This window comes from Clostridium sp. Marseille-Q2269 (assembly GCF_943736985.1).
Taxonomy (GTDB): domain Bacteria; phylum Bacillota; class Clostridia; order Clostridiales; family Clostridiaceae; genus Clostridium_F.
The window spans coordinates 346,789-366,782 of record NZ_CALSFS010000001.1 but is presented as its reverse complement, the minus strand read 5'-3'; the positions used below and the strand labels follow the sequence as shown (position 1 = coordinate 366,782).

The window sequence follows — 19,994 nt, the reverse complement described above, 5'->3', positions numbered from 1 at the left end:
TATAGTTGACAACTAAATATTAAAAAGCTAAATTACATTAATATAAAATTGGAGGTAAGTATGGGGGAAATAGATTTTTTAAAAGAAGCTTTAGGTATAAAAGAAGAAGTTATAAAATTAAGAAGAGATTTTCATGAACATCCAGAACTAGATTATGATCTTTTTAGAACTTGTGAAAAGGTAAAAGAATTTTTAAAAAATGAAGGCATAGAGTATTACGATACTGCTAGTACAGGTGTCTGCGCTATAATAAGAGGGAATGGTTCCAAAACAGTAGCTATAAGAGGAGATATGGATGCTCTTCCTATACAAGAAAAAAATGTTTGTGATTACTCTTCAAAAGTAGAAGGGAAAATGCATGCTTGTGGCCATGATGCCCATACAGCAATACTTTTAGGTACAGCTAAGGTTTTAAATTCTATAAAACATGATTTAAAAGGTAATGTAAAATTATTATTTGAACCAGCAGAAGAAACTACTGGTGGAGCTAGACTTATGATTAAAGAAGGAGTTCTTAAAGAACCAGAAGTAGATGCGGTCATAGGTCTTCATATGGAAGAAAAGATAGAAACAGGCAAAATAGGATTAAGAAAAGGTGTAGTAAATGCGGCATCAAATCCCTTTACTATAAAAATAAAGGGAAAGGGAGCTCATGGAGCTAGACCAAATAATTCTGTAGATCCTATAATTATAGCTAGCAATGTGGTAGTGGCTCTTCAAAATATAGTAAGTAGAGAATTGCCTCCTACAGATCCAGGAGTAATAACTATAGGGACTATCCATGGAGGTACAGCTCAAAACATAATACCAGAGGAAGTTGTATTTTCTGGTATTATAAGAGTTATGAAAAAGGAACATAGAGAATATGTAAAGAAAAGATTGAGAGAAATAGTAGAAGGTATATGTAAAGCTATGAGAGGCCAATGTGAAATAAATATAGAGGAAAGCTATCCATGCCTTTATAATAATGATGAAATGCTGAACAGCTTTATAACTTCTGCAAAAGGTATAATAGGAGAAGAAAATATAAAAATGTTAGAAGAACCAAGCATGGGAGTTGAGAGTTTTGCCTATTTCTCTATGGAAAAACCTTCAGTATTTTATTATTTAGGTTGTAGAAATGAAGAAAAAGGTATAGTACATCCAGCTCATAGCAACTTATTTGATATAGATGAAGATTCCCTATCATTGGGAGTAGCACTTCATTGTAGAGCTGCCTTTGATATCCTAAATTCTTAATATATTTTAATAGTATAAATAAGAATAATATGTAGTTTAATTGAAAGTATTGGGCTTAAATAAGTAACGTTAGATAATAAAAATTTATTTGAGATGTATTATGAGATCTCTCTAAGGTAGATTTTATCAAGATTCTGCTTTAGGGAGATATTTCATTTAAGTAAGTTTGTTAGATTAGTATGCTTAGTTTATATATTGAGCTAGTATATAAATTAAATTTTGTTAAGAAAGGATAATATAATATTAAAATTATTATATTATTATTCATAAAGCTAATGATGGTCAGAGGTTTCTTTACTTGATAAAAATATGATAGTAATATATAATAAGTTGTTAGTATATACATTATAATCATAAATTACATAATTTAGAAGGAAATTGTGCATTTTTAGCAAAAATAAGAAAGGGTATACTACATAGGAATTACAAGGATGCATAATATATAAATAATAAAGTTGTACTGTAAGGAGTGTTTTCATGAAAATAGTAATAGGAGCTAATGAAGCAGGGCAAAGATTAGATAAATTTTGTAGAAAATGGCTTAAAGATGTACCTTTAAGTGCTATATATAAGTCTATAAGAAAAGGTGAAATAAAGGTTAATGGTAAAAAGTCTAAGGAAAAGTATTTTATTGAAGAAGGAGATTTAGTAGAATCTTTTAATGTAAAATCTAAAGGAGAAAAAAAGAAATTTGTTAGAATAGATAATAATCTTAAGATTACATATGAAGATGAAAATATGGTATTGGTAGAAAAATGGCCAGGAGTTTTAGTTCATTCAGATAAGAAAGAAGGAGAGCCTACTTTAACAGACTATGTGCTGTCTTATCTTTATGATAAAGGGGATTACACTCCAGAGCTAGAGGTTACTTTTACACCAGCACCTTGCAATAGATTAGACAGAAATACTTCTGGTATAGTTATATTCGGTAAGAATTATGAATCATTAAAAAATTTAAATGAAATGATAAGAGACAGAAAAATAGAAAAATATTATTCATCTTTAGTAAAGGGTAGAATTAAAGATGGTACTTATGAAGCTTATATATCTAAAAATGAAGATATGAATATGTCTAAGATATATAATGAATCAAAACCTAATACTAAAAAAATAGCAATGAATGTTAAAACTATTCAAACTTGTGGATCTTTTTCATTTATAGAGATACAACTTTTAACAGGAAGAAGTCATCAACTTAGAGCTCATTTAAGTCATTTAGGAAATCCTATAGTAGGAGACTCTAAATATGGAGATAAAAAGCTAAATAGTTTCTTCCACAATAAATATGGATTAAGTTATCAATATTTATATTCCTATAAACTTATATTTAGAGAAACTATGGGCAATTTAGAATATATGAAAAATAAAACCATAGCAGAAACTTTACCACCTATTTTTAAGAAAATAAAAAAAGATGTGTTTAAGTTCTAATAATATATAAGTATGGGATGGGGAGTACATTATGAAAAAGCAATCAGTAACTAAAGGATTTGCCATATTATCTATAGCGGGAATGTTGGCAAAAGTTTTTTCTTTAATTTACATACCGGCATTAATAAATATACTTACAGATCAAGGGTATGGTATTTATATGGCTGCTTATCAGATTTTTGCATTTATATTTGTTTTAACTAATTCTGGTATACCTGTGGCCATATCTAAGCTTGTATCAGAGCTTATAGCAACAGAAAACTATAAAGATGCCCTAAAGTCTTTTAGAATAGCTAGATATATGTTACTATTTTTAGGATTTATCATGGCTTTATTTACTGTTTGTGCATCAGGAGTGTTATCTAAGATTATAGGATATGAAAAAGCTCAATTAGCAGTATTAGCTTTAGCACCATCTATATTATTCACATCTGTTTCTTCTGCTTATAGAGGATATTTTCAAGGTATGGGTAATATGACACCTACTGCAATATCTCAGGTTATAGAGCAACTTGTAAATATAATATTTTCTTTATTATTTGCAGTCATGTTTATAAAATATGGTTTAGAGGCAGGATGTGCAGGCGGTACCGTTGGAACTTCTTTAGGAGCGTTGGTTTCTGCTTTGTTTTTAATTTATTGTCATAAAAAAGACGGAGCTATAAAAGTAAGAGATAAAAGTAATATAAAAGATGAAAAATATAGCATGGCATATTTAATGAAAAAAATTGTACACTATGGATTGCCAATAACATTGTGTGTAGGCATGAATTCTGCAGGAGCTTTGGTTGATTTATATAATACAAAAGCAAGACTTATGGTGGGTGGATTTAATGAAGTAAATGCCACTGTACTCTACGGGTATTTAGCTAAGTACCAGCAACTTATAAATGTTCCAATAGCTATTATAAGTTCTCTTTCTATGGCGGTGCTTCCTGTTATAGCGGCGGCAGCAGCAAAAGGAGATAAAAAACAGGTTAAAAATAATATAAATTATGCTTTTAAATCTTGTTTTTTAATTTCTATACCAGCTGCTGTGGGATTAGGTTTCTTAGCAAAACCTATATATAGTATGTTACATATAGGTGGCGGTGTAGATATAATGAAATATGGGGTTATAGTATTAGTTTTAATGGCTGTAGCCCAAATACAAACTACTATACTTCAAAGTATAGGTAAACTTTATGCTGCTACATTATATTCTGTTATAGGAATATGTTTTAAAATAGCTATTAATTATTTATTAATAGCAAATCCAACTATAAATATAATGGGAGCAATATATGGTAGTGCCATTGGTTTTTTAATACCTATTATATTAAATCATAGGATGATTAAAAAATCTCTAAAGGTGAATTTTAATATTATAACTCCTGCTATAAGGCCTTTTATATCTGCTCAAATAATGGGATTTGTAATAGTACCTGTTTATACTGTAGTTAATAATGGTATAATAGTTGGGCTTAAGAAAGTTTATATAGCTAATGCAGTGGCAACTATGCTGGCTATAATATTAGGCATATTTATATATGCTTATTCCTTGATATTAATAGGAGGATTAAAAAAGAAGGATTTAGATAGGATGCCTTCTAAGTTGAGAAAGTTAATACCGGATTTTATTATAAAAAGAATGAAATAAAAACAATAGATTAGCAAGAATTATTTTGCTAATCTATTGTTTTTATTTGTAATATTTATAAGCATAAACATTAATAAAAATCCAAGAAATATTATTAAAATATTTTTTATATAAATATTGTGTATAAATATAACATTATTTAAAAGGTTCAATATAAGATATACTAAAACTGTGCATAAAGTGTATATTATTTTTTCATGTAAATCTATTTTTATAAAACAATATTTTTTTATTTCTATAAAATTTAGTATTATGGACGTTATAGAGGTTATTATTAAAGTAATACCATATCCATATATATTTATAAAAGATAATCCTGTTAATATATACAATAATATTAAATCTTCTATAGATACAATTATAGAATTCCTTAAAAGTATTTTTTGTTTTCCTATACCATTTAATATAGCATAACTGATGGTAGATACATATACAAAAGGAGCAGAAAAAGATAAAAATCTTATATAATTTCCAAGATCCTTTCTATTAAAAAACATAAATCCTAATTCATTAGGTATAGCAACACAAATAGCTAGAGTACTTAAACTCAATATTAAGGCTATCTTTATGATTTTTACTATCCTATTTTCCATAGAAAAGTAATTACCTTTACTCATGCTTTCTGATAAATCAGGTATTAATATAGTACAAATAGAAATTAATATTATTGAAGGAAATAAAGGTATAGATAAAGCCATATTAGAAAATTTACCTATCAACGCTAAAGCTTGTTTGTAATTTATTCCAGCACTTACTAATCTTCTTGGTATTATAAGCGTTGAAAGTGTAGATAAAGCTGTAGTTAAAAAACCATTTAAGCATAAAGGTAAAGATACTATGAGTACATTAAAAAGAAGTTGGAGACCGTCTTCGGATTTTTTATAGTTAAATTTATACTTTAATTTGCTTTTTATATAAAAAATATATAGAAAAATTAAGCTTATAAATTCACCTATAGTTAGAGTAGTATAAGCAGTGGTTACAGTTCCAGATACTGAAGAAATATTTAAGGAATAAATTATAATAGAAAATACCACAACTCTAAGTCCTTTTTCTATTATATCTATAATAGCAGGAATCTTAGATGTTGATATTGAATAAAAATATCCCTTCAATATGGCAGATAGAGCAATAAAAATCATAGCAGGGCACATAACTCTCAAAGCTTTAAGTGATCTAGGGTCTTTTATTATATGAGAGCTTATGTAAGAAGAATTAATAAAAACAAAGCATACCACAATTATAGCCCATATAGTATCAAAAGTTAGAGTAGATTCTACGGTTTTATGTAAATTACCAAAATCATTTTTACCAAAATAAATAGCACAATTTCTAGATATGGCTGCAGTCATACCACCGTTTATAAGGCAAATGAATAAATCATAAATAGGCATAATTAATCCATAAAGTCCCATACCCTCAGCTCCAAGTTTATTAGAGATAAGTATAGAGAAGGTAAAGCCAAAGATTCCTGTAGTTAAATTAGAAACTATTAATGTAAGAGATTCTTTAAAAAAAGTACTTCTTTTTTTTAGCATAAGAAATATAATTCAACTCCTATAAAGTGATTGGCAGGATATAGTTGTAATATTTCAAAATATAAAATTAATAAAATACTAACACTTAATAAATATGAGAAGAATTTAAAATATATTCTACTAAATAGCAATGTATAATATAAAAAATAAAAGTGTTTCAAAATAAACTTTATTTTGAAACACTTTGTTTTTATGAGGTTTGTTTAATTTTTTCTACTATAACTGCACAAGAAGCGTCCCCTACTACATTTACTGATGTTCTTAACATATCAAATATTCTATCTACACCAAATAAAAGAGGAAGACCAACCACAGGGATATTTGCAGCTAGTAACACTGCTACAACTAATAGCGATGGACCTGGAACACCTGCTTGTCCTATTGAACCTATAGTTGCTGTAAATATTATAGCTATGTATTGGGCTGGTCCTAGATGTATATGAAATACCTGAGCAAAAAAGCAAGCTACTAAAGCATAATATATTGCATTACCATCCATATTAATGGTAGCACCCAAAGGTAATACAAAAGAAGCAGTTTCTTTTGATACTCCTAAATCATTTTCACAACTTTCTATATTTAAAGGTAAAGCTGCCATAGATGAAGACGTTGAAAAAGCCATTAATTGAACTTTATATATAGATTTCCAAAATTTTTTTAATGAAGTTTTGGAAAGAAGTTTAATAAATAAAGAATAAACTCCAAAGTTATGAACACATAAAGCTAATATATCTACTATTAACAAGAATAATAAACTTTTTAATATTTTGTATCCAAAGGTTCCTGTGGCATCTGCCATAAGAGCAAAAACACCTATTGGGGCTACGTACATAACTTTTGTTATAACATATATTAAAGCATCATTAGTATAATTAAAAACATTAGTTAGCAGTTCTTTTTTTTCTTTTGGTAAAGAAGAAATACCAAATCCTAAAAATAAACTAAAAAATATAACTTGTATTATGTTCCCCTCTACTAAAGCTTTAATAGGATTGTCAGGAATGAAGCCTTGTACAGTTTCCCAAAAGCCTGGTATATGTCCCTTAGATGCAAATTCATTTGAGAACATAGATTTAAAAGCTTCTATTTCAACTGATGCACCAGGTTTAAATAGTTCTCCAAATAAAAGGCCTATGCAAACGGCTATAGCTGTAGTTGCTAAATAGTATACAAAGGTTGTAATCCCCATCTTACCTGCCGATTTACTTTCACCAATAGATGATGCTCCAGAAACTATTGAACAAAATACTAAAGGCATTATTACCATCTTTATGAGTTGCATAAAGATATTACCTAAAGGAGCAAACATACTAGCTTTTTTTCCCATTAATGCTCCTACTAAGATTCCTAATATCATAGAAATTATAATTGCAGTTCCTAAATTAAGAAAAGAACTTTTTTTCCGATTCTTCATAAAATCCTCCCTTTATGATGTCAAATTTATAATAACAACAATAATTTTATAACAAACTGTTAAAATAAGCAATAAAAATTTTTGTGCTTTTTCTTATAGTTATGTTATACTGTATAGGTAAAAGTTGGAGCTTATTGTATAATTATAATCAGTAATATAATAGGGGGAAACATTATGCAAAAGTTATTTTGTAATATTTGTGGCATAGAAATAAATGAAAGAAACTACAGTTTTAATAAGGAGGCTTTTTCACATGAGAATACTTTTGATTTTATAAGATTTTGTCCTATATGTGGAGCACCTTTAAAATATTTAACTAAGGAAAAGTTTATATATAAACTAGAAAAGGACGAGCTTACTAAAGAGGTGTGTAAAATATTAGATCATGCTGTAAAATTAGAAGTATTCAATGGTGATTTTTATAAAAGAGCTTCACAATTATCTCATAGTGAAGAAGTAGAAAAACTTTTTAAAGCCTTAGCTAATATAGAATATGGACATGCTATGGTGCATAAAAATTTGGCTGGTATAAAGGAGATGCCAAAGCTTACTAAAATAAATTATGATAAATATGATAATGATAATATATTATTAGAAATAGCTGAGAAGAGAGAAAAACATGCAGTGAATTATTATAATAAATATAGTAAGAATGTTAATTCAAAAGCTTTGCACATAGTTTTTCAAGCTTTAAAAAATGTGGAAATAGATCATATACATATAATAAATAAAAAATAGAACTTAGATGGAACTAAGTTCTATTTTTTTACTCTTTGTACTTTTCTAACTTTTTGTACATTACCTTCCATAGGTATTAAATCTTTTTTAGTAGTCATATTTCTAACATTTATTATTTCAATAGATTCTCTGTTTTCTTTACCTTTTTTACCTTTCAAACCTTGTACAAGAATGAAATTTCCCTGTGATACATTTATAAATTCAGGCTTTTTAAACCATTTTTTCTTTATATAAGTACATTTGATAACATTTTTGCTTCTTTCAGGTTTTACAAGTAAAATTACTGTGATTTTATTAAAAATCCAAAGTATAGATTTTTTTTCAACTTTAGCTGAAATTACATTACCTTGAACTTGAGTAATTCTATCCCCATATTTTTTTAGGTATGCGTCTGTGTAGTATGATCCAAGTTTTTCTTTAAAACCCATAAGTATAACTCCTTTACTAATATGTATTTAAAACAATAAATAATTGCTATAATTTATGTATATTATAACATAGTATTGATAAATTTAAAATAATATAATTTTAAAGCTATTGCCATATAAAAAATTACTTATTATATAATAAATTTGTGACTTATTACTATAATAGTATTACCATAAAGATTGTAACAATACAGTAATAATTTATAAATATAAGATGAAATATTTATAGCATAATATACATATATAAATGTAGGGTAATTTTATATTTTTATACAATATTAAAATATAAAATATTTATATATATAAATAAATTTAAATAAAACTATAAAAAATAAAATAAATATCAAATATTTTGAAGTATAATAAAATAAATTTCACTAATATAATATTTAAAAGAGTGCAAAAATTCTTACAATATATTGTTTAAGCATATCTAATGTGTTACTATTTAATAAATATTAAATTTTAGATAGGGGGCAGTGAAATGAACATAAAAGAAAGAATAAGTGCACTTAAAAAACTTATGGATGAAAAGGGAATAGATGCTTATATTATACCTTCCTCAGATTATCATCAAAGTGAATACGTAGGAGATTATTTTAAATGTAGAAAATTTATATCAGGATTTACTGGGTCTGCAGGAACAGTAGTAGTAACTAAAGAAGAAGCTGGACTTTGGACTGATGGAAGATACTTTATCCAAGCTGCTAAGGAATTAGAAGGAACAGGAGTAACTTTGTTCAAAATGGGAGAAGAAAATGTTCCTACCTATGAACAATACATATATAATAGTTTGAAAGAAAATAGTGTAGTAGGATTTGATGGGAGAGTTGTATCAGCTTATGATGGACTAACATTAGAAAAAGAACTATCATCTAAGAATATGAAGATAAAATATGATTGTGATTTAATAGGAGATGTATGGAAAGATAGACCAAGTATGTCTGATGCAAAAGCATTTAAATTAGATTTAAAATATGCTGGGGTAAGTACAGGAGATAAAATAACTATATTAAGAGATAAAATGAAAAAGCAAGGGGCTACTATGAATATTATAGCAAGTCTTGATGATATAGCATGGCTTTTTAATATAAGAGGTGGGGATGTTCAATTTAATCCTGTAGTTCTTTCTTATACAGTAGTTACACTAAATGAAACTTATCTATTTATAGATAAGGCAAAGCTAAATGATGAAATATTATCAGACTTGGAAAAAGAAAAAGTAATCCTAAAAGATTATTTTGGCATATATGATTTTGTTAAGGCTATAGATGAAAAAGAAAAGGTGATATTATTTACAACTAAGATTAATTATAGTATATATAATGATATTCCAGAAAAAGTAGAAAAAATAGATGACATAAATCCAACCACATATATGAAATCTAGAAAAAATGAAATAGAGATAGAAAATTTAAAAAACTGTCATGTAAAAGATGGAGTAGCTTTTACTAAATTTATGTATTGGTTAAAGAAAAACATAGAAAAAGAAGAAATAACAGAATTAAGCGCTAGTGAAAAACTAGCAGAACTAAGAAAAGAGCAGGAAGGATTTTTAGATTTAAGCTTTGGTACTATAGCAGGATACAAAGATCATGCTGCTATGATGCATTATAGTGCTACAAAAGAAAGTGATGTTAAATTGGAACCAGAACATTTATTTTTAATAGATTCAGGTGGTCAATATTGTGATGGAACTACAGATATAACAAGAACTATAGCATTAGGCAACTTAACAGAGGAGCTAAAAAAACATTTTACTACTGTATTAAGAAGTATGATAAGCTTATCAAGAGCTAAGTTTTTATATGGAGCCAGAGGATATAATCTAGATATATTAGCAAGAAATCCAATATGGCAATTAGGTATTGATTATAAATGTGGCTCAGGCCATGGAGTAGGATTTTTATTAAATGTTCATGAAGGTCCAATGGGATTTAGATGGGAAAAGGTCATAGGAAAACTAGATTATGAACAAATAGAAGAAGGAAATGTAATAACTAATGAGCCAGGTATATATATTGAAGGTTCACATGGAATAAGAATAGAAAATGAATTAGTAGTTAAAAAAGATGAGAAAAATGAATTTGGACAATTTATGAGTTTTGAAGCTATAACTTATGCTCCTATAGATCTAGATGCTGTAAATGTAGACTTATTGACTTATGAGGAGAAAGCATATTTAAATTCTTATCACAAACTAGTATTTGAAAAAATTGCTTCTCATTTAACAGAAGAGGAAAAAGAATGGTTAAAGGAATATACTAGAGAAATATAATTTAATATATTTAAGCATAAAATACAAACTTTAAAATTGTAGTTCTATCAATAAAAATAAAAAATAACTACTATATTAAAATAAATTTAATATAGAAAATATAATAGATACACTTCATAAATTATGGATTAGTTTATGAAGTGTATTTTTTATTTTTAACATTAAAGTTATTTACAGTGAAGTATTATTAAAACAATTTTTAACGTATTTTTAATGAATTGAATTATATAAACATAGTTTGAAAAAGATTATTTATTTCAAATATAAAAAAATTTGTAAATGGGTTTATAAAATTAATATTTTTAAAGAAATTACTTTAGCTTTAATGAAAATAAGCTAAATTTTAAATATTAATGAAAGTTATAATTCATATTTAAAGATGTAATAGAAAAATAATAAATTGAATAAATTGCTATAGAATGAGCATATATTCATATTTATTTATATAAATATGAGAAGAAATATAGAGAAAAAATTGTTAAGATAATAGCATATTAATATATAATCAATTTTATGGTGCAATTTTAAGAAAATTTAGCAATTACTTAATTTGATTGAAAAACATATATATATTATTATATTTATATAGTATGGTCAAAAGAAAAAAAATAGGAAGTGGTTTTGTGGGTAGTAATAACTACGCTTTGCGTAGAGTTTTTATAACTTTTCTATTAAGTGGTGCAGCTGTAGCCATAACATATGTACTTATAAGGCTTAGAAATGTTCTTCTTTAATATATAATGAATAATAAGAAAGTCAAATTACTGTTGTTATTAAGTAGTTTGACTTTTTTTGATAATATATTTAAAAATTATCTCTAAATTATATATATAAATATAAAAAAGTCTTTATATGGTTTATATAAATGATTTTATAATTTAAGTAAAGCTACCTAAAGGATTAATATATAGGAATAAAAGTATAAACAAAACATTATTTATATTAATTCTTAAAGTAATCATTTTTTAGGTAGTTTTCTTATGATGGCAATAAAATAATTGTATATAAAAATCTTATAGTTATAGATAAATTTGAAAGAGATATTAATAAAATAGCTGATTTTTATGTTTTTATTAATAAAACAACAATATCTTTAGTTACTAAAACAAAGCTCAATGAATATTAATATATTAATGACTAAAAGGGGGAGTGAAAAATGTTAAGAAAAATACAACCCAAAGACTTGTTATATAATTTAGAATTTGATGATATTAATATAGATGAAACAAAAAAGAATATTCCAGAATATAACTCTATATATGAAAAGATAAATATTGCATTAGGTATAGATAAACCAGGATATAATTTATACTTAGTAGATGATTTTTCTAAAGAAAAATTAGATAGTATAATGAATTTTATAAATGAAAAGTTAGAAAAAAGGAGTAAGCCAAAAGATATTTGTTATGTGGTTTTAGAAGAGGAAAAATATCCCTATGGTATATATCTTCAAAATGGTAAAGGGAAGGTTTTAAAACAAAAGTTAGATGATATTCAAACAGAATATAGTGAATGTATATATGAATTTTATAATAAATCTGCTAATAAAGAGAAAGAAATCATTTTGGATAGTATGGAAAAAAAGAGAAATGAAATAGTAAATGAACTTATAGAAGAATCAAAAAAAGAAGGATTTGAGATAAAAACAGGTGTATCAGGGTTTGTTTTTATGCCTATAAGAGATGATGAGGCTCTAACTGAAAGTGAATATGAAGATCTAGATAAAGAAGAAAAGGATGAAATATTAAAAAAAGTATCTAAATTAAAAGAAAAAGCAGAAATTTCTTTGGAAGTACTGGCTGATATAGAGTTGGAAGGATTAGAAAAGATAAAAAATATAATGAAGATATATTTTGAACTAGAAATGAAAAGTTTAAAAGAGGAATATAGAATAGAATTTGAAGATAATGTTCAAGCATTGGATTTTTTAAACAGCGTTTGTAGAAATATAGAAAATGAACTAATAGACATATACACTTCAAGCTATGAAGATGATAAAGAACTTATAGCACATGCTATATATAAATACAAAGTAAATGTAATAGTAGATAATACTTTAAATAAGAGTCCACTAGTTATATTCGAAGAGAATCCATCAGTAAATAATTTAGTTGGTAGTATAGAATATGAAAATAAGAATGGAGCATATTATACAGATGCTAGTTTGATTAAAGCAGGATCTCTTTTAAAGGCCAATGAAGGTTGCTTAATTATAAGAGCTAATAGTTTATTTACAAATGGTTCAGCTTATTTTCATTTAAAAAAAGCTCTTATGAATGATAAGATAGATTTTGAATACAATAAAGGATATCTTGAAGTATTGTCATTAGGAGGGTTAAAACCAGAGCCAATAACTGCAAAATTGAAGGTAATAATTATAGGAGATTACGAAACTTATAATTTACTTTATAATTATGATGAGGATTTTAAAAATATATTTAAATTAAAGTCAGAATATAATAAGGTAGTAGATATAAATAGTGATAGTAAGAGATGGATATGTGAAAAAATATATAATGTATGCCAAAATGAACAAATAAGAAATATAGATGAAGAAGCTTTAAAAGAACTATGTAAATATCTATCAAGGAAAGTTGAAAACAAAAATAAATTTTATCTTGATAATTATGAAATATATAGATTGTTAATACAGGCAGATAACAGGGCTAATGGAGAAGATAGAGATATAATAACAAAGGAGGATATCCAATTTATAGGTTATGAAAAAGAAGAAATAGAAAAAGAAATAATGGAAGCATATGAAACAGATAAAATATTTATAGATGTAAAAGGAAACAAAGTAGGTCAAGTTAATGGATTATCCGTAGTAGATTTAGGATATGCAAGCTTTGGAAGACCCATTAGAATAACTTGTTGCTGTTATAAAGGAAATGGAAATATAATAGATATTCAAAAGGAAAGTAATTTAAGCGGAAATATACACAATAAGGCTATAAGTATTTTAAAGGGATATATAAATAGTGTAATAGGAAAATACGACACATTGCCGGTAGATTTCCATTTGAGCTTTGAACAAATATACGGAAAAGTAGATGGAGATAGTGCATCAGTTGCAGAGGCTGTAGCAATGCTATCAGCTTTAAGTAATATTCCTGTAAGACAAAATATAGCAGTTACAGGGTCAATAAATCAATTTGGTCAGGTTCAACCTATAGGTGGAGTTAATGAAAAAATAGAAGGATTTTATGAAGTATGTAGGCATAAAAAAGATGTAAAAGGAAAGAGTGTACTAATACCCAAAACAAATGAAGAGAATTTAGTTTTAAATAAAGAAGTAGAGGAAGCCATTCAAAAAGGAGAGCTTAGTATATATACTATGGAAAACTTAGAAGATGCAGTAAAAATACTATTAGCTGCCAAAAATTTAAGATTCAATGATTTAATATTAGAAATAGAGAAAGAGGTAAAAAAATATAATAAAAGATTTAGAAGATATAAATAAAAATGTAATAAATTTATCTATATTCTCTAATATGATTTAAATTTATACAAAATTAGTGACAGATTTAAAGGGACTGCGGTATTAAAGAATTTAAGTACAATATATTGTCTGAAGTTATATGAATCCTCTTTACACAAAGGTAACACAATATATTGTAGGATTTATTTTTAGTGCCACAGCCCATTCTTTAAATCTGCTTATTGGTGCCAATTAAAGTAGGTGTATTATTGAATTTATTTATTATGGAACCATTTTCTGCATTAACAAATACTTTCCAATCTCCTTCATCTGTACATAAATCTATGAGATAAACTATATAAGGAGTTCCATTAAAGTTATATAAATATAAATTTGATTTGGGTTCAGATGAATGTTTATATTTTATGGTATTTTTAGCTTTTTCTATAGAATCATTTTTTGATAGCTTAATCTTATTTTTCCAATTACCATTTTCAAAAGAAGTATCAACTCTACCAGTTATAGAATCCATTGAAAAGTCTTTATCAGTTGTAAAAACAATTCTTCCATAGTACACAGGTATTCCTTCAACCTGATAAATAGTATGGTAGTAGGTTTTACCTTTATTATCTTTTAAAATTTTAGTACTTTTAAGAGAACCTTTTTCCAAGCCAAATTTAGAGATATTATATTTGAAAAATTTATTTATTTCTTCAAAGTTATTAAATTTCTTTTGAGTTATATCTGTAGTGGCTATTTTGTTTTTTTGTTTGCTTTTTTCCCAAAATATAGTTGTAGTTTTAGGTTCACTTTTACTTTCTTTCCCTATAGGGGCTCCATAAGCTGTGGAAATTGTTGAGAAAGTGATTATAGAACTTAAAACTGTGGCTAATAATTTTTTCCTTTTCATAAATATCTTAACCCCCAATATTATTTAATTATATTTGTTAATTCATAATGTTAGTTATATATAAGGATAAATATGATTCTATAAGTTGACTTTAACTAGCACAATCAGTTAAACTATTAAATATTTATATGAAAAATAATCATTATGAAATGTATAAACTATAATTATTATGAAGTAAAAACATTATAATTATTACAAATAAATAAGATGATTTCTAAATATTAAGAAATCATCTTATTTATTTTAATTTTTAATATTATTTATAAATAACGTTACATAAATATATCTATGGGTTTAATAATATTTTTATTATAATGGTAATTGAGGTGTAGCAGATATTCCAACTTTGTCGAAAGCATTTTCTACAATTTTAACATAGTTATTGTTTTCACCATAAAGATTTTTAGTAACTTTAACTACATCATTTCTACATTTAGCAAAATTAGTTGTTTCGTCCCATTGATAGCAATTAGCATCATAGAATATTTTTCCCATAATGTCTTTGCTATCTTTTGCACCTGCTTTTTCTAATCCATCGGCTATTAAATAAGCTGCGTGGTTTATTATGCCTGAATTTGTATGAACACCACCATGATCTTCATTTGTGTATACAAAATCTTTCATGTGGGCAGGTTGATCTCCTCTAGATGGATCTTTCATGTCTCTCATTGTATCTCCTGCAACTTTAGGTGTAAAGCACTCTTCACCTATTTCAAAGTTTTTACCATCAATAGCTACTCCCATAATATCTGAGAATGCTTCATTTAAAGCACCAGATTCATCTTCATAAATAAGAGCAGATTCTTTACTAGTTACACCATGGCTTACTTCATGACCTACAACATCTAAAGATTTTGATAGAGGAGAAAATAATTTTCCATCACCATCTCCAAAGAACATAGAGCCAAGATCATCTCTCCAAAAAGCATTATTGTAGCTTTGACCAACATGAACAAATCCTTCTACATTCATACCTTTGTTATCTATACTGTTTCTATTTAATTTAGATTTATAATAATCATAAGTTTTGCCTAAGTTTACATGAGCATCTACAGCAGAAACATGTTTATCATCTATAAAATTATTATTGTTATTTTCTACAAGGTTTGAATATTGTAATATATATGATTTAGATACATTGTATAGAGGTAACCAGCTATTGTTTATATCATAAGTGAACACATTTTTATTACTATCTTTTAAATAGTATTTTCCGTCTTTATAAGTTAGATCAATATCAACTATTCCGTCTAATGAAGTTTTACCTTTTCCTTTAACAGATTGACCTTGAACATCGATTATATTATTTGTTTTATTAGCTTTTTCAGCTTCAGCTTTAACTTCTTTAGCATTGGGTAATTTTTGATCATTATCATCAATTAAAGTAGGAGTATTGTTAAATTTATTAACTATAGAACCATTTTCAGCATTAACAAAAACTTTCCAATTACCGCTATCAGTAACTAAATCTACTAGGTAAACTACATAAGGAGTTCCTTCAAAATTATATAGATATAATTTTCCTTCTGATTTTGATATTTCTTCATCCTTGATATTATTTTTAGCCTTTGCTATAGCATCATCTTTTGAAATATTAATCTTATTTTTCCAATTTTCATTTTCAAAAGCTGTGTCGATTCTACCATTTATAGAATTCATAGTAGCATCTTGGTCAGTTGTGAAAACAATTCTTCCATAGTAAACAGGTATCCCTTCTACTTGATAAATTGTATGATAGTGAGTCTTGCCTTTTGCATCTTTTACAGATTTAGTATTTTTAAGATCACCTTTTTTTAAACCAAATTTAGAGATGTTTTCTTTAAAGAATTTGTTTATTTCTTCTGAACTTCTAAATTTCTTTTGAGTTACATCAGTAGTAGGTTTCCTAGTATTTTGTTTGCTTTTCTCCCAAAAGATTGTTGTAGTTTTAGGTTCGTTTTTACTTTCTTTTCCTACAGGCGCAGCTGAAACTGCAGAAACTGCGGAAAAAGTGATTACAGCACTTAATACTGTAGCTAATAATTTTTTACTTTTCATAAATAATTTAACCCCCAATATAATTTGTTGATAGTTAAAACTTACAATATTAATTATATATTTGAAAGTGTTCAAGAACAAACTTGAAAATTTACTATTTATTTACAATAAGTTTAAAATTATAAATTATTCTTTAATTTTATAAACATTTCTTTAATTTTCAAAATTTAATATATTATGTGTAAATTTTGAAAATTATGCAAAGCGTGAATAGATGATTTATCAATGTAAATAATATTTTATTAATATTTCATAGTAAAATGAACGTGATATAATTTATTTAAATAAAGCCTATGCTATAATAATATTTATTATCATTATTATAATTAATAGTTTATAGATAAATTTATAAATAAGAAGATTAGAAGGGGTTATATGAGTTATTTAAATTATATTTCTAATAAGGTTGCTAAAGAATTTGGAATAAGACATACTTATATTGAAAAGACAAATTTTTTAGAGTTTATAGACATGGAATTAAAATCTTTGGGATATGAAACAGAAATAATACAAGGGAAGAACATAAAGATATGCAGAAACTTATGTACTAAAGAGAATAATGCAGATATTATATTTACTGCTCATTACGATACTCCAGGTACAATGCCCAAATTGTTTGCATTTATATTTAAACTCTTTGGACATACAAGACAAATAATAGGTACTATAGTATATATAATTACTATTTTATTTATAATTTCATTTATAAGAAATATACTAAATGTAAGTATATCTTATATGATATTAGGAATATTAATGTTCTTTCCCATTCTTGTAAAGAATAAAAAAAATTATAATGATAATTCAAGTGGAGTTATAACTCTTTTAAATATTGCTTATGAATTAAAAAATAATGAGGATTTAAAAAATAAGGCACATAGAATAAAAATAGTTCTTTTAGATAATGAAGAAAGCGGACTTTTAGGTTCTAGTTTGTTATCAAAGTATTGGAAAGAAAATGATAAATACTTTAAAGAAAAGAAGATAATTAATTTTGATTGTGTAGGAAGAGGGAATATACCTATGGTTTATTATTCGAAAAAAATGGATAGTAACTTAGCTAATTTATTGTATAATACCTTGAGTTTACATAAAAGTAATAGTAATAAATTTGTGTGTAAATATTATCCACTATCTGATGATTTTTCTTTTAAAGAAAACCCAGCTGTAAGCATAATTTTTTCTAATAATAGTATAATACCAGGTGGATACTATATACCTAATATACATTGTACAAAGGATAATGTGTTAGAACTTGATAATATTCAATGGTTAACAAGAGAAGTACTTAATATAATTTAATCTTAAATATGAGAAATTTAAAGTTTTATATATAAAGAAAAACACTATGAAAACATTATATAATTTCATAGTGTTTATTATTTAATTTGAAAATATTATTTAATAATTGTCATATCTGCATTTATCTGGGTATCATATAAAAAAGAGAGAAAAAATGAAAAACACTTCCTCCAATTACAAACAAATGCCATATAGGATGGTTATAAGGTATATGATCTAACATAAAAAGAAATGCTCCCACAGTATAAAGAACTCCTCCTAATACAAGATATATAAGAGATATTTTAGGTATAACCATAATTAGCTTTCTAGCATGAAGCATTATAAGCCAACCCATAAAAATGTATATACCAGTGGAAAGTTTTTCGTATTTTCCAGTAGTAAATGCCTTTAAAGTTATTCCTATTAAAGTAAGACCCCATTCTATACCAAATATAGTCCAACCCAATGGATCTCTAAGAGAAGTAAGTATATAAGGGGTATAAGTACCTGCAATTAAAAGGAAAATACACGAATGATCGAATATCCTAAATACCTTTTTAACTTTTTTACCCTGAAGACTATGGTATAAAGTAGATTCTAAATATAATATAAAAAGGCATGCACCAAATATACTGTAACTTGTTACATACCAAGCATCTCCATATTTAGCTGAAAACACAATCAAAATAACTAGACCGGCTATAGACAATAAAGCACCAATACCGTGAGTTATAGCATTGGCTATTTCTTCACCTTTAGTGTAAAATTCATTTAACATAAACATATCTCCTTTTATAATATATATTATATTATACTATAATGGTAAAAACACGTATAGATTGCTAATAAAAATTAACATATGAATATGTATAAATTATTAAAGAGTATAGGATAGTATAGTTTGATTTATGTATTTTAAAGTTTTTTCAGTGGCTGTATCTATAGAATAATCTACCAAATTATTAAGTATGTTATATAGCATACTTTGATATATACATATTATCATTTCGTTTAAAGCATTTAAATTTTTTTCAGATACAATATTATTTCTTACAAAGCTATTTAGTAAGGATAGATTTTTATGGTAAATATTTTCTTTTAATAATGATGGTAACAAATTTTTTCCAGTATCATCTATATCGTCAAATATCATTTCAAAGTATTCTTCAATAGAACTTTGGTATAAAGTATAGTTAGTAAAAAATAAATGAAAATAAATCTTAGGATTTCTATAAGAATGATAACAAAAACATTTCCATATATTTATGTAATATTCAAATGTATTTTTATGATTTTTTGTATTCACTATATCATATTTATCTTTTGAATAATCTGCTAGATATTTTATACAACTAAAATATAGTAATTCATCTAAGTTTTTAAAATAATTATAAATAGTAGCACTATTAAAGCCAGCCAGATTAGAAACTTTTCTTGCAGTTACTAAATCAAAGGATTCATTTTCTATTATTTGTTGAGTAGCATCTATAAAATATTTCATCATTCTTCTTTTCTGAATAATTTTTTTATCCATATTAATCACCATTCTTTTTATATTATTAAAAGCTATAAGTATTATAACTTAGAGGTTAATAAAAAGTAAAGCAATTATAAGGAAAAAATTACTATATGCATTT

14 protein-coding genes and 1 pseudogene are annotated in these 19,994 nt (G+C 25.9%); 8 read left to right on the top strand and 7 right to left on the bottom strand.

The features are described from left to right. The first annotated feature begins 60 nt into the window (after positions 1-60). The 3 genes from NGI68_RS01580 to NGI68_RS01570 all read left to right on the top strand — a co-directional run bounded on the left by NGI68_RS01580 (position 61) and on the right by NGI68_RS01570 (position 4,309). Positions 61-1,239, top strand: a complete 1,179-nt coding sequence (locus NGI68_RS01580; RefSeq protein WP_251859730.1) for a M20 metallopeptidase family protein — start codon at positions 61-63, stop codon at positions 1,237-1,239. A gap of 477 nt (positions 1,240-1,716) precedes the next feature. Then, entirely contained in the window at positions 1,717-2,670 is a 954-nt protein-coding gene (locus tag NGI68_RS01575) for an RluA family pseudouridine synthase (RefSeq protein WP_251859729.1), read from the top strand. Between the two features lie 31 nt (positions 2,671-2,701). Next, complete coding sequence (locus tag NGI68_RS01570; protein WP_251859728.1) at positions 2,702-4,309, top strand: putative polysaccharide biosynthesis protein; 1,608 nt, start codon at positions 2,702-2,704, stop codon at positions 4,307-4,309. 20 nt (positions 4,310-4,329) lie between these two features. On the opposite strand, the gene spoVB is transcribed toward NGI68_RS01570, so the two are convergent. Beyond that, positions 4,330-5,847 carry a stage V sporulation protein B gene (spoVB, locus tag NGI68_RS01565; protein WP_251859727.1) on the bottom strand — a complete coding sequence of 506 codons (1,518 nt, stop codon included), beginning with the start codon at positions 5,845-5,847 and terminating at the stop codon, positions 4,330-4,332. Positions 5,848-6,037: 190 nt separating this feature from the next. After that, positions 6,038-7,261, bottom strand: a complete 1,224-nt coding sequence (locus tag NGI68_RS01560) for a dicarboxylate/amino acid:cation symporter (protein WP_251859726.1) — start codon at positions 7,259-7,261, stop codon at positions 6,038-6,040. Between the two features lie 174 nt (positions 7,262-7,435). Between NGI68_RS01560 and NGI68_RS01555 the strand changes: the two genes are divergently transcribed. Continuing rightward, the gene (locus NGI68_RS01555) at positions 7,436-7,999 is read left to right on the top strand and encodes a ferritin-like domain-containing protein (RefSeq protein ID WP_251859725.1); all 564 of its coding nucleotides are present in this window, start codon (positions 7,436-7,438) and stop codon (positions 7,997-7,999) included. 20 nt (positions 8,000-8,019) lie between these two features. Here NGI68_RS01555 and NGI68_RS01550 read toward each other — a convergent pair whose 3' ends face one another. Then, positions 8,020-8,427 (bottom strand): hypothetical protein, encoded by a 408-nt coding sequence (locus NGI68_RS01550; RefSeq protein WP_251859724.1) that lies wholly within the window; start codon positions 8,425-8,427, stop codon positions 8,020-8,022. Positions 8,428-8,911: 484 nt separating this feature from the next. On the opposite strand from NGI68_RS01550, the gene NGI68_RS01545 reads away from it, so the two are divergent. The 3 genes from NGI68_RS01545 (at position 8,912) to NGI68_RS01535 (ending at position 14,168) form a co-directional block, all read left to right on the top strand. Then, complete coding sequence (locus NGI68_RS01545; protein WP_251859723.1) at positions 8,912-10,705, top strand: aminopeptidase P family protein; 1,794 nt, start codon at positions 8,912-8,914, stop codon at positions 10,703-10,705. A gap of 590 nt (positions 10,706-11,295) precedes the next feature. Next, entirely contained in the window at positions 11,296-11,439 is a 144-nt protein-coding gene (locus tag NGI68_RS01540) for a hypothetical protein (protein ID WP_251859722.1), read from the top strand. A 422-nt stretch (positions 11,440-11,861) separates the two neighbouring features. Next, complete coding sequence (locus tag NGI68_RS01535; protein ID WP_251859721.1) at positions 11,862-14,168, top strand: AAA family ATPase; 2,307 nt, start codon at positions 11,862-11,864, stop codon at positions 14,166-14,168. A gap of 193 nt (positions 14,169-14,361) precedes the next feature. Here NGI68_RS01535 and NGI68_RS01530 read toward each other — a convergent pair. Next, positions 14,362-15,036: pseudogene (locus NGI68_RS01530) on the bottom strand (PepSY domain-containing protein); the annotation flags it as partial. A gap of 309 nt (positions 15,037-15,345) precedes the next feature. Beyond that, positions 15,346-17,073: a M4 family metallopeptidase gene (locus NGI68_RS01525; protein WP_251859720.1), complete on the bottom strand. Its 1,728-nt coding sequence runs from the start codon at positions 17,071-17,073 to the stop codon at positions 15,346-15,348. 375 nt (positions 17,074-17,448) lie between these two features. Here NGI68_RS01525 and NGI68_RS01520 point away from each other — a divergent pair, with 375 nt between their 5' ends. Beyond that, on the top strand, positions 17,449-18,375 hold the full coding sequence (locus NGI68_RS01520) for a M28 family peptidase (RefSeq protein WP_251859719.1): 927 nt from the start codon (positions 17,449-17,451) through the stop codon (positions 18,373-18,375). A 121-nt stretch (positions 18,376-18,496) separates the two neighbouring features. On the opposite strand, the gene trhA is transcribed toward NGI68_RS01520, so the two are convergent. Then, on the bottom strand, positions 18,497-19,135 hold the full coding sequence (gene trhA / locus NGI68_RS01515; RefSeq protein ID WP_251859718.1) for a PAQR family membrane homeostasis protein TrhA: 639 nt from the start codon (positions 19,133-19,135) through the stop codon (positions 18,497-18,499). A 99-nt stretch (positions 19,136-19,234) separates the two neighbouring features. After that, positions 19,235-19,891 carry a TetR/AcrR family transcriptional regulator gene (locus NGI68_RS01510; protein ID WP_251859717.1) on the bottom strand — a complete coding sequence of 219 codons (657 nt, stop codon included), beginning with the start codon at positions 19,889-19,891 and terminating at the stop codon, positions 19,235-19,237. Positions 19,892-19,994 lie beyond the last annotated feature (103 nt).